This is a genomic window from Pseudomonas sp. HB05 (genome assembly GCF_016756915.1).
GTDB classification, from domain to species: Bacteria; Pseudomonadota; Gammaproteobacteria; order Pseudomonadales; family Pseudomonadaceae; genus Aquipseudomonas; species Aquipseudomonas alvandae.
In genome coordinates this window covers 62261-74466 of the sequence record NZ_JAESPG010000026.1, presented here as the reverse complement: position 1 = coordinate 74466, position 12206 = coordinate 62261, and the positions used below count along the sequence as shown (strand labels likewise).

Below are 12206 nucleotides of genomic sequence, written 5' to 3'. Positions count from 1 at the left end.
GCGTTCAGGGGTAGCTGACGTAGACATCGGTCAGCAGGTCGGACGCCGCCGGCTTGGGATCGGACTTGGCCTTGTACACGGCGTTTTCAATCAGCATCTCCACTTCCTTGTCGATCTGGTCCAACTGCTCGACCGTGAGCAGCCCGGCCCGGGTGGTACGGTCGCGGAACTGCATCAGGCAGTCCTGGTTTTCGCGGAAATGCTTGACCTCGTCGGGTGCGCGATAGGTCTGGGCGTCGCCCTCGAAATGGCCGTAGTAACGGGTCAGCTTGACCTCGATCAGTGACGGTCCTTCCCCGGCACGGGCGCGTTCGACGGCAGCCCCGGCGGCTTCATGGACGGCGAAGAAGTCGAAGCCATCGACAGTCACGCCGGGCATGCCGAAGCCGGCGGCGCGGTCGGCGATGTGGTCGCAGGCCACCGACCAATTGGAGGCAGTGGCCTCTGCGTAACCATTGTTTTCGGCGATGAACAGGCACGGCAGGTTCCACACCGAGGCCATGTTCATGGCTTCGAACACCGCGCCCTCGTTGGAGCCGCCGTCGCCGAAAAACACCACGGCGACGCTGTCGGTGCCCTTGAGCCGCGCCGCGAGGGCTGCGCCGACCACCAGTGGCGCACCGGCGCCGACGATGCCGTTGGCGCCGAGCATGCCTTTCTCGAAATCGGCGATGTGCATCGAGCCGCCCTTGCCTTGGCAGACCCCGGTTTTCTTGCCGTAGATCTCGGCCATCATCCCGTAGACGTCCACGCCCTTGGCGATGCAATGACCGTGGCCACGGTGGTTGGAGGCGATGCAATCGTCGTCCCCGAGGTGCGCCATGACGCCAGCGGCCGAGGCTTCTTCGCCGGCATACAAGTGGACGAAACCAGGGATCTCGCCGGTGGCGAATTCCACGTGCAGGCGCTCTTCGAAGGCGCGGATGGTGCGCATGACCTGATAGGCGTGCAGCAATTGATCATGGGTGAGCGATGTCGACATTTTTATTCTCCAGGCGTGTCTTCTTGAAGGTTCAAGGGGTGTTGCGGGTGCTCGCGGCCAATGGCCAACAAGCGTTGTTGCGCGGCGTAGGTGAGCACCGCGTTGACGTCGATGCTCAGCGGGCCGCCGGCATCGAGGGTGACCGTGAGCCGGTCATGGGCGTTGAATTCGATTTCCCGCTCGCCGTCCAGGGCCAACGTGCCGGCGGACAGCGACAGACCGTGGGCGACGCCGGGTTCCAAAGGACCGGCGGCGAGCACGCCGCAGCCTTGCAGCAAGCCTGGTGCGAGCGGCACCAGCAGCGCCTCGGGAGAGTGCGGGTCCAGGCGCATCCAGGCACCGCCTGGCGCCTGGCGTGACACCGGGAACCACAAGCCGCACAGGGCCGACAAACCGATGGATTGCGGTTCGGCGAAGGTCACGAAGACTTCGGCGAGGTCCTGGGCCCGACTGATCGCCCGGGCACCGACGAAACGCAGCGGCGACACGGCAACGTCCACCAGGGCCACTTCACGCAAGCCACGTGCGGCATCGCAGACCAGCAAGCGCTTGTTGCGGCGCAAACCGATTTCGTCCGGGATGCGGCCGCAGGCGTACAACCCGCCGGCCAGCCCGGCACTGGTGGCTTCGCGTAGCTCGGGGAAGGCATTGTTGGTGCCGGTGGAAAGGGTCAAGAGAGGAATGTCGCCGACTTCGGCGGCGACCGCCTTGTGGGTGCCGTCGCCGCCGAGCACGGCGATCAACGCCACCTCGCGCTCGGCCATCAGCCGGGCGGCGCGGCGGGTGTCTTCGACGGTCTGGCGCAGGGTCAGGTCGAGAAACTCCAGGGCCGGCCAGTGGCTGCTGCGGGCCTGCCGGCTGTGGCTGTTCTTCAGCACGGCGGCGGCCATGCCGATCATGTCGGTGGGCATCAGCACCTGTTCGATGCCCGTGGCGCCGAACGCGGCCAACAGGCGCTGGATCACCGAGACCTTGTCGGTGCTGGAAAACAATCCGGCATTGGCGGTCAGGCGCCGCACGTCACGGCCCGACGCAGGGTTGGCAATGATGCCGACGGTGAGCGGACGGCGGCTCATGGCGCCACCGTGGCGGGAACGATCAACGGGCTTGGCGGGCAAGTCATAGGCACCTCTTTTTATTATTGGAAGCCCAACGGGATGGGTCCAAGGCCTAGAGCAAGGCCGGTGCCAATTACCGGAAAGTCGACGCAAAGCCGCGAGTCAGAGCGCTCGCCACGGTCCATTGGAAGCCTTGCCCACGAGCCCGGTGAGACGCCACATGCCAGCCTGCACGACGAAACCGCGAGACGCTGAGACGTCGCGTCTCACCTCCAGGCCTGCGCTCCGCCGGGCTTGTCTGCGCCCGGCGATCAGCGCTTAATGTGCCGACAACGACAAGAAGCTGAACCGGAGGCCCCTATGCTTTCCGCTCACTCCCGGGCGCATGTGGATTGCGTCAGCCGCGTGCTGAAGAACGCCGCCCGACTGCCGCAATTGCCGGTGCCGGACCTGATCCTCGACTCCTGGCGCCGCTCCATGGAGCAACATCACCTGGACCCCGGCTCGCTGCAGGGCCCGCGGATCCTGTCCCACGACGTGCTCAAGCAATGCCGCGAGCGCTCGGAACTGTTCCTCAATATCGCCAGCGACGAAGTGGCGCGCCTGCATGGCCGGGTGCGCGATGCCGACTATTGCGTGCTGCTGACCGATGCCCAGGGCCAGACCATCGACTACCGGGTGGAAACCACCCTTCGCAATGACTGCCGCAAGGCCGGGCTCTACCTGGGGACGTGCTGGTCGGAAGGCGAAGAAGGCACTTGCGGCGTGGCGGCGGTGCTCACGGCCAAGACGGCGGTGACGGTGCACAAGCGCGACCACTTCCGCGCGGCATTCATTGGCCTGACCTGCTCCGCCGCGCCGGTCTTCGATCCACAAGGGGAATTGCTCGGGGTGCTGGACGTCTCGGCGGTGCGTTCGCCGGATGATCGCCGCTCGCAGCACCTGATCCGGCAAATGGTGGTGCAGAGCGCCCGGGAAATCGAACAGGCATTTTTCATGAGCAGCGCCCAGGGTTACTGGGTGCTACGGGCCCATCGCAACGCCGGGTACGTCGACAGCCAACCGGATTTCCTGCTGGCCTGGGACGACGATGGCTGCCTGCAAGCCCTGAACCCGGCGGCGCGCCAGTTCTTGATGCAGCGTTACGGCCAGTTGCCTCAGCACATCAGCCAGATCTTCGACGCCCAATTGCTGCACCGCGCCCGTGACGAAAGCCTCTATCCGCTCGATGTCGATTTGCATGGGCGCTTGAGCGCGCCACGGCGCCGGGCCACGCCTCGCCAGCGCGCCATGACGCCGACCGAGCTCGATCCACGCCTCGCCGACAGCCTGACCCTGGCGGTGCGGGTCAAGGATCGCAACCTGCCGGTGCTGATCCAGGGCGAGACCGGTTCCGGCAAGGAGGTCTTTGCCCGCCAGTTGCACCAGGGCAGCCAGCGCCGCGACCGGCCTTTCGTGGCCTTGAACTGCGCGGCCATACCGGAAAGCCTGATCGAGAGCGAGTTGTTCGGTTATGTGGCCGGTGCCTTTACCGGCGCCTCGGCCAAGGGTATGCAGGGCCTGTTGCAGCAGGCCGATGGCGGCACGCTGTTCCTCGACGAAATCGGTGACATGCCGCTGGCCCTGCAAACCCGCCTGTTGCGGGTGCTGGCCGAGGGCGAAGTGGCGCCGTTGGGGGCATCGCGGCGCAAGGCCGTGGACATCCAGGTGATCTGCGCGACCCACCGCGACCTGGAAACCCTGGTGGCCGCCGGCGAGTTTCGCGAGGACCTGTACTTCCGTCTCGGCGGCGCCCGTTTCCAACTGCCCCCGCTGCGCGAACGCACCGACCGATTGGCGTTGATCAATCGCATTCTGGAAGAAGAGTCAGCACTGTGCGGCGGTGCGGTGCACCTGAGCGGCGCGGCGCTGGAATGCCTGCTGGGTTATCACTGGCCGGGCAATGTCCGCCAGTTGCGGCATGTGCTGCGCTATGCCTGCGCGGTCTGCGAGGCCAGCGTGATCCAGCTCAGCCACTTACCCGAGTCATTGCACAGCGCGACTACCGTCGATCATGGGCCGGAGCCCGGCGCCAGTCCTGAACGCCAGGCGTTGCTGGACGCCCTGGTGCGCCATCGCTGGAAACCCACCCCGGCGGCGCGCGCCCTGGGCATTTCCCGGGCAACGCTGTATCGACGGGTGCATCAGCATGGCATCGAAATGCCCGGCCGGAGTCCGGGCTGAAGGCTTATCGTCGCGCCAGCTCATGGCGCACGCATTGCTCGTAGTAGGTCTGCTTGACCGCCACCGGCTTTAGCCGCGAAGTGCTGTTGTAGGTCTGTTCGGTAATGCCCAGGGCGGTCATGCGCATCCAGGGCCGCGGAAACTTGCGCACCTGCAACTTCTTGCGTGCCCCGTACAGGCTGACCCCGGACAGCTTCGACGCCTGGGCGCCCGCCGCAATGTCCGAACCCCAGCGACATACTGACTGCTGGTTTGCCGTCAGCGCCCTGGCCTGGGCATCAAGCGAGACGGCGGCCATGAGCATGGCCGCCGCGATCCAGATAGAAACACGCATAGGTTTGTCGTCCAACTTTCTGAAATGAAAGGAGTTTGACGTTGGTTTGATGAGCAAGGGGCCAGCATTTCCATGCCATTCATCACCTCACGCGCTTATCTATAAAGTACATTTGAAACATATCTCAAGATACTGATATTTATGTATTTTTATTTTCCTATCAGCCCAGCAAGAGCAAGCCAATCCGCATGCAAACCCGTGGCGAGGGAGCTTGCTCCCGCTGGGTCGCGTAGCGGCCCCCTTCCCATTTTTCTGATAAAGCAAGTTGCGAATGCCTTTTAGGGCCGCTTCGCAGCCCAGCGGGAGCAAGCTCCCTCGCCACGGATCATTGGCTGGCCTTGGCTTCTTGCAGCAATTGCTGGATCACCTGCTCCTGCTCGCCATACCGCCCTTCGCCAAAATGGCTGTAGCGCACCTGCCCCTTGGCATCGACGAAGTAATGGGCCGGCCAGTACTGGTTGTTGAAGGCGCGCCAGATTGCATATTGGTTGTCGATGGCCACCGGGTACTGGATGTCCAACTTGCGCACCTGCTCGCGCACGTTGTCGATGATCTTCTCGTAGCCGTATTCCGGGGTGTGGACGCCGATGACCACCAGACCGTCCTTCGCGTATTTCTTCGCCCACTCGTTCACATACGGCAGCGTGTGCTGGCAGTTGATGCAGTCGTAGGTCCAGAAATCCACCAGCACCACCTTGCCCCGCAACGACTCGCTGCTCAGCGGCGGCGAGTTGAGCCATTGCACCGCGCCGTCCAGCGCAGGCATGGCGCCTTGGGATTCGAGCGTTGGCATAGTGCTCGCGCCGGCCTTGCTCACTACATAGTCGATGGCCTTGGGCACGTTCTCCAGCAGGCTTTTTTCCAGGCTGGCCGACTGTTGCGACGATGTCGCGGCCAGTAACCGGTCATCCGCCCCGGTGCCAATTGCCACGGCGGCCAGCAACACCAGCGCCCCGGTGGCGCGGCGCAGCCAGGCGGTGATCGGCAGCGAGAGTTTCAATCGACCGACCAAGCCGCGGCCGGCGAGGATCAAGGTTCCCAGTGACAAGGCGCTGCCCAGGCCGTAGGCGAGCAACAAAAGGCTGGTCTGGGCGCTGGCGCCTTGCAGCATCGCCCCGGTCAGGATCACGCCAAGGACAGGGCCGGCGCACGGCGCCCAGAGCAATCCGGTGGCGACGCCGATCAACACCGACGCCACAGGCCCACTCATCCGCCCGGCGCCGGCATCAAGACGATTGCCCAGGCTGACCAGCGGCCGCGCCAACCAAGTGCCCACCCGGCTGAACATCAGCGAAAAGGCAAACAGCACCATCACCACCAGGGCGACTTGTCGTCCGGCAACGCTGGCACGCAGAACCCATTCGCTGCTGGCCACAGCCAGGCTGGACACGGCGGCGAAGGTCAACACCATGCCTCCCAGCGTCAACAACACCGAGCTGCGCGATTGATTGGCCCGGGCGAACAGGAACGGCACCACGGGAAGAATACAAGGGCTGAGGATCGTCAGGATCCCGCCGAGAAATGCGATCAGAAGCATGGCAACACCTCAAATTAAAGGCTGGCGGAGAACCCGTGGCGAGGGAGCTTGCTCCCGCTGGGCGCGGAGCGCCCCCTTCGTATCTGCCTGACACACCGAATGGTCAGTGCTTTCTTGGAGCCGCTCCGCGACCTAGCGGGAGCAAGCTCCCTCGCCACGAGAAAAGGTCAATTCTGGTTGCTGCAGTTATCTGAAAACTTGCGGTAGTCCAGCTCCTGTTCATGCCCCGCCGAATCCAGGTAGGTCATGCGGGCATTCACTACGCCACAGGCCGGTTGCGGGTCTTCGCTCAGGGACAGCACTTTGCGTACATCCAGGTGGGTGCCATAGCTGTAGGTGTGCGGCTGGACGGTGCTTTCGGCCCGGGCCGACAGGGTGCAGACGTTCAGTGCGGCGAACAGGCAGGCGGCGTAGATGGCTTTGGTGTTCATGGCGGTGTCCTCGATTCAATGGATGTTTGTTCAGAGGCAGGTCGTGTTGCCTCGATGGATGCCATTGAATGCCGCCCAGGTATCACGCCTGTATCGAACCGAGTGGCTTTTTGCATCGCTGTGTATCCGCCGCGCGCCAGATACACTGCAATACAAACCGTCCCAGGCCAGGCCGGCTGCTGGCTGTAGACTCACCCACAACAAAACGCCAAGGGGCAGAACACCATGGATCATGTCGATCATGTGTTAATCGTGGATGACGATCGCGAGATCAGGGAACTGGTAGGCAACTACCTGAAAAAGAACGGCCTGCGCACCACCGTCGTGGCGGATGGCCGGCAAATGCGTGCATTCCTGGACACCACTCCGGTGGACCTGATCGTGCTGGACATCATGATGCCCGGCGACGATGGCCTGGTGTTGTGCCGCGAATTGCGCGCCGGCAAGCACAAGGCCACGCCGGTCTTGATGCTGACCGCTCGCAACGACGAGACCGACCGCATCATCGGCCTGGAAATGGGCGCCGACGATTACCTGGTCAAGCCCTTCGCCGCCCGCGAATTGCTGGCCCGGATCAACGCCGTGCTGCGGCGCACGCGCATGTTGCCGCCCAACCTGGTGGTTACCGAGAGCGGGCGCCTGCTGGCGTTTGGCCGCTGGCGGCTGGATACCACGGCCCGGCACCTGCTGGACAGCGATGGAACCATGGTGGCCTTGAGCGGCGCCGAGTACCGGTTGTTGCGGGTATTCCTCGACCATCCGCAGCGGGTGCTCAACCGCGACCAGTTGCTGAACCTGACCCAGGGCCGCGACGCCGACCTGTTCGACCGCTCCATCGACTTGCTGGTGAGTCGCCTGCGCCAGCGCCTGTTGGACGATGCTCGCGAGCCGGCGTACATCAAGACCGTGCGCAGCGAAGGTTATGTGTTCTCGCTGCCGGTGGAGATCCTCGAGGCCTCGGTATGAGTTTGCCCCTGCGTTGGCCGCGCACCCTCGCCTCGCGCCTGTCGCTGATCTTCCTGATCGGCCTGGTCCTGGCCCAGGGTTTGTCGTTCGGCGTCCAGTACTACGAACGCTACGAAAGCGCCAAGAACACCATGCTCGGCAACCTGGAGACCGACGTCTCGACATCGGTGGCGATCCTTGATCGCCTGCCTGCCGCGGAACGCCCCGCGTGGCTGCCAAAGCTTGCGCGGCGCAACTACGGCTACGTGCTCGACGAAGGCCAGCCTGGCGTGCCGATGCTTCCCGACAACGCGCCGATATCGGTCAGTTCGCTCCAGGAAGCCTTGGGCGAATCCTATGCGCTGACCTTCAACCAGATCCCAGGCCCAAAGATGCACTACCAGGCGCACCTGCGCCTGAAGGACGGCAACCCGCTGACCATCGACGTGCGTCCTGCCATGGCGCCGCTTTCACCTTGGCTGCCGATGGTCTTGCTCGGGCAACTGGCGCTGTTGATCGGCTGCACCTGGCTGGCCGTGCGCATCGCCGTCAGCCCCCTCACCCGACTGGCGCAGGCGGTGGAAACCCTCGACCCCAACGCACATGGCGTACGCCTGGACGAAAAAGGCCCGACCGAAGTGGTGCACGCGGCCAAGGCCTTCAATGCCATGCAGGACCGCATCGCCGCCTATCTGAAGGAGCGCATGCACCTGTTGGCCGCGATTTCCCATGATTTACAGACGCCCATCACCCGCATGAAGCTGCGGGCCGAGTTCATGGACGATGGAATAGAAAAAGACAAGCTCTACAGCGACCTGGGCGAAATGGAGCATCTGGTGCGTGAAGGCGTGGCCTACGCCCGCAGTATCCACGGTGCCACCGAAGCCAGTTGCCGGATCAGCTTGGATGCGTTCCTTGACAGCCTGGTGTTCGACTATCAGGACACCGGGCAGGATGTGCAATTGTCTGGCAAGAACGCCGCCGTCATCGACACCCGTCCCCATGCGTTGCGTCGGGTGCTGGTCAACCTGGTGGACAACGCCTTGAAGTTTGGTGGCGCAGCGCAGATCCAGGTCCAGCCCGCCGCCAACGGGCAATTGGCGATCCAGGTATTGGACCGAGGCCCCGGCATCAGCGAGCCGGAACTGGCCGAAGTGCTCAAGCCGTTCTACCGGGTGGAGAGCTCGCGCAACCGGGAAACCGGCGGCACGGGCCTGGGCCTGGCGATCGCCCAGCAACTGGTGAACGCCATGGGTGGGTCGCTGACCTTGAGCAATCGCGAGGGTGGCGGGTTGTGCGCTGAGTTGCGCTTGGGTTGCGATACGTCCGCCTGAATCCCACCGAATCCCTTGTGGGAGCGAGGCTCTGCCGATCTTGCTCGCGATAGCGGTGGGTCAGACAACATCAATCGACTGACCTGACGCTATCGCGAGCAAGCTCGCTCCCACAGGGTCTTGTGCAAAGGCTCGGTATCGGGTTTGTATATCAGTGTGTCAACCGCCACAGCGCATACACAAACTTGCACACCGCCCCCTTCCGGACACACCCTGCTTACACCCACTTGAAAGACTCCTCCTATCCCCGGCCACCACGATGCCGGGCCATCCAAGGAGCTTTCCCATGCCTAACGCCACCGCAACGCCGCCTGCTTTCCGTTACCAGGGCTGGTCGCTGTTCAGCCTGCTTGCCGCCCTGGTGCTGCTGATGACCGTAATGATCCTGATCATCAACCCCGACCTGACCGAAGGCGTGCGCAGCGCCATCCGCGCCACTGCCCGTTCATCCTTCGCCCTGTTCCTGCTGGCTTTCACGGCCTCGGCGTTTGCCGTGCTGGTGCCCTCGCCCCTGAGCAAATCCCTGGTGCGCGAGCGGCGCTTCATCGGGTTGGCCTTTGCCTTTTCCCATCTGATCCATGCGGTGCTCATCTACTGGTACGGCCAACTCAACACCGAGTTCTGGCCCGGGCGCACTGCCCTGGGCAACGTGCCCGGCACCGTGGGTTATGTATTTGTCCTGCTACTGGCCCTGACCTCGTTCAAAAGCACTACGCGGCTGATCGGCGCCACGGCCTGGAAGCGCCTGCACACGACCGGCATGTGGGTATTGGCGGCGATCTTTGCCTACTCGAACTTCAAGCGTATTCCAATGAGTGACTGGTACGTGCTGCCGTTCGGCCTGATCTGCGCCGCCACCGCAATCCGCCTGATGGGCAAGCTGGCCCAGGCCAACAAACGCCAATCCCTGCAACGCGCGGCCTGAGCGAAGGAGAACGATCATGTACACGACTGTCTCGAAAACCTTGAACAGCCTGCACCTCAACCTCGATCACGCCGGCTCGTGGCTCGCACCGCTGGGGCTGCGCCTGTTGCTGGCCTGGGAGTTCTTCGAATCCGGCCTGGAAAAATGGAACGGCGAGAACTGGTTCGCCGAGATCCAGTCGGCCTTTCCCTTCCCGTTCAACCATGTGCCGGCCAGTTGGAACTGGGAACTGTCGATGTGGGCGGAACTGATCTGCGCCATCGCCCTGTTGATCGGCCTGGGTACGCGCGCCTCGGCGCTGGTGTTGATGGTCGTTACCGTGGTCGCCACCGCAGCCGTGCATTGGCCGGCGGACTGGTCGAGCCTGAGCGAGCTGGCCCAAGGGTACGCGATCACCAACAAGGGTTATGGCAACTTCAAGTTGCCGTTGATTTACCTGGTCGCATTGCTGCCGTTGCTGTTGCAGGGTGCCGGCCAGTTGAGCGTGGATGCGCTGCTCAAGTCGCTGCTCTGGACAAAAAAATCGAAACCTTGAAGGACTCGCGTCGGTCCAGTCCTGTATGAGCCAACGCGCTGCGTATCGCTGTCATGGCGGTCGCAGCGCATCAAGACAGCCCATCAGGACGAGGAACAGACATGAGCATGACCGTCGGTGATTTTCTGGTTGAGCGCCTTTATGAATGGGGCGTACGTCGCATCTACGGCTATCCGGGCGACGGCATCAACGGTGTATTCGGGGCCTTGAACCGGGCCAAGGGCAAGATCCGTTTCATCCAGGCTCGTCATGAGGAAATGGCCGCGTTCATGGCCTGCGCCCATGCCAAGTTCACCGGCGAACTGGGAGTCTGCATCGCAACGTCTGGCCCTGGGGCGTCGCACCTGATCACTGGCCTGTATGACGCACGCATGGACCACATGCCCGTCCTCGCAATCAGCGGACAGCAGGCGCGCAACGCGTTGGGTGGGCATTACCAGCAGGAATTGGACCTGGTGAGCCTGTTCAAGGACGTTGCCGGCGCGTTCGTCGAGCAAGCCAGCGCCCCAGCCCAGGTCCGCCATCTGCTTGACCGTGCGGTACGCACGGCGGTGGGCGAGCGCCGAGTCACTGCGCTGATCCTGCCCAACGATCTCCAGGACCTGGAATACACGCCGCCGCCCCACAAGCACGGCACGCTGCACTCAGGCGTCGGCTACCGCAAACCCAAGGTCGTGCCCTACGAGGAAGACCTGCGCCGGGCCGCCGACGTGCTCAATGCCGGCAAGAAAGTCGCCATCCTGGTGGGTGCCGGGGCCCTGCACGCAACGGACGAAGTGATTGCCATCGCCGACAAACTCGGTGCCGGCGTCGCCAAGGCCCTGCTCGGCAAAGCGGTGGTGCCTGACGAATTGCCATGGGTCACCGGCTCCATCGGCCTGCTGGGCACCGAGCCCAGCGACAACCTCATGGCCGGTTGCGACACCCTGCTGATGATCGGCTCCGGCTTCCCCTATGCCGAATTCCTGCCCGGCGAGGGCCAGGCACGTGGTGTGCAGATCGACCTACAGTCCGACATGCTCAGCCTGCGCTACCCCATGGAGGTCAATCTGCAAGGCGACAGCGCCGACACCCTGCGGGCCTTGCTGCCGTTGATCGAAGAAAAGACCGACCGCGCCTGGCGCAAGAAAATCGAAGGCTGGCGGGCGGACTGGGACAAGACCCTGGAAAAACGCGCCCTGGTGTCGGCCAAGCCGATCAATCCGCAACGCGTCACCTACGAGCTGTCCCCCCGACTGCCGGACCGCGCCATCATCACCAGCGACTCCGGTTCGTGCGCCAACTGGTATGCGCGGGACGTCCAGATCCGTCGCGGCATGATGTGCTCGCTTTCCGGCGGACTCGCCTCCATGGGCGCCGCCGTGCCCTACGCCATCGCCGCCAAGTTCTGCCACCCGGATCGTCCGGTCATCGCGCTGGTGGGCGATGGCGCGATGCAAATGAACAACATGGCCGAGCTGATCACCGTCGCCAAGTATTGGCGCACCTGGACCAACACCACCTGGATCTGCGCGGTATTCAACAACCAGGACCTGAACCAGGTGACCTGGGAACAGCGGGTCATGGAAGGCGACCCGAAATTCGAGGCGTCCCAGGACATTCCCGACGTGCCGTATCATCTCTTCGCCGAGTCCATTGGCTTGAAGGGCATCCTCGTCGATCAGGAAAGCGACGTGGCTGGCGCCTGGGAACAGGCCTTCGCCGCCGAACGCCCGGTGCTGATCGAGTTCCGCACCGACCCCGACGTGCCACCCTTGCCGCCGCATATCAAGTTGGAACAGGCGAAGAAATTTGCCTCCACCCTGCTCCATGGCGATCCGAACGAGGGTGGCATTGTCGTCGAGACGGCCAAGCAGGTGCTCGGCGCGTTGCTGCCGGGCCATCGCAAGGACAAAGAGTGAT

The 12206-nt window shown here is 63.6% G+C and carries 11 protein-coding genes; 6 read left to right on the top strand and 5 right to left on the bottom strand.

All coding sequences use genetic code 11. The features are described from left to right. Positions 1–4: 4 nt before the first annotated feature. Positions 5–982 (bottom strand): thiamine pyrophosphate-dependent dehydrogenase E1 component subunit alpha, encoded by a 978-nt coding sequence (locus tag JMN22_RS21110; protein WP_030140715.1) that lies wholly within the window; start codon positions 980–982, stop codon positions 5–7. Positions 983–984: 2 nt separating this feature from the next. Further along, positions 985–2058, bottom strand: coding sequence for an ATP-NAD kinase family protein (locus JMN22_RS21105; protein ID WP_198796432.1), 1074 nt, complete (start codon positions 2056–2058; stop codon positions 985–987). Positions 2059–2400: 342 nt separating this feature from the next. Here JMN22_RS21105 and JMN22_RS21100 point away from each other — a divergent pair, with 342 nt between their 5' ends. Beyond that, positions 2401–4263, top strand: a complete 1863-nt coding sequence (locus JMN22_RS21100) for a sigma-54-dependent Fis family transcriptional regulator (protein WP_198796431.1) — start codon at positions 2401–2403, stop codon at positions 4261–4263. 4 nt (positions 4264–4267) lie between these two features. Here the strand turns inward: JMN22_RS21100 and JMN22_RS21095 are convergent, their stop codons facing one another. The 3 genes from JMN22_RS21095 to JMN22_RS21085 form a co-directional block, all read right to left on the bottom strand. Then, the gene (locus tag JMN22_RS21095) at positions 4268–4561 is read right to left on the bottom strand and encodes a hypothetical protein (RefSeq protein ID WP_437127684.1); all 294 of its coding nucleotides are present in this window, start codon (positions 4559–4561) and stop codon (positions 4268–4270) included. Positions 4562–4922: 361 nt separating this feature from the next. Next, positions 4923–6134 (bottom strand): cytochrome c biogenesis protein DipZ, encoded by a 1212-nt coding sequence (locus JMN22_RS21090; RefSeq protein WP_198796429.1) that lies wholly within the window; start codon positions 6132–6134, stop codon positions 4923–4925. Positions 6135–6301: 167 nt separating this feature from the next. Beyond that, positions 6302–6565, bottom strand: a complete 264-nt coding sequence (locus JMN22_RS21085) for a DUF2790 domain-containing protein (RefSeq protein WP_030140710.1) — start codon at positions 6563–6565, stop codon at positions 6302–6304. A 225-nt stretch (positions 6566–6790) separates the two neighbouring features. Here JMN22_RS21085 and JMN22_RS21080 point away from each other — a divergent pair, with 225 nt between their 5' ends. The 5 genes from JMN22_RS21080 (at position 6791) to JMN22_RS21060 (ending at position 12205) form a co-directional block, all read left to right on the top strand. Continuing rightward, positions 6791–7531, top strand: coding sequence for a response regulator (locus tag JMN22_RS21080; protein WP_030140709.1), 741 nt, complete (start codon positions 6791–6793; stop codon positions 7529–7531). After that, positions 7528–8844, top strand: coding sequence for an ATP-binding protein (locus JMN22_RS21075; RefSeq protein WP_198796428.1), 1317 nt, complete (start codon positions 7528–7530; stop codon positions 8842–8844). Before JMN22_RS21080 ends, JMN22_RS21075 begins: the two co-directional genes overlap by 4 nt. A 286-nt stretch (positions 8845–9130) precedes the next feature. Further along, on the top strand, positions 9131–9769 hold the full coding sequence (locus tag JMN22_RS21070) for a ferric reductase-like transmembrane domain-containing protein (RefSeq protein WP_030140707.1): 639 nt from the start codon (positions 9131–9133) through the stop codon (positions 9767–9769). 16 nt (positions 9770–9785) lie between these two features. Beyond that, complete coding sequence (locus JMN22_RS21065) at positions 9786–10304, top strand: HvfX family Cu-binding RiPP maturation protein (RefSeq protein ID WP_030140706.1); 519 nt, start codon at positions 9786–9788, stop codon at positions 10302–10304. A 101-nt stretch (positions 10305–10405) separates the two neighbouring features. Further along, positions 10406–12205: a thiamine pyrophosphate-requiring protein gene (locus tag JMN22_RS21060; protein ID WP_198796427.1), complete on the top strand. Its 1800-nt coding sequence runs from the start codon at positions 10406–10408 to the stop codon at positions 12203–12205. Position 12206 lies beyond the last annotated feature (1 nt).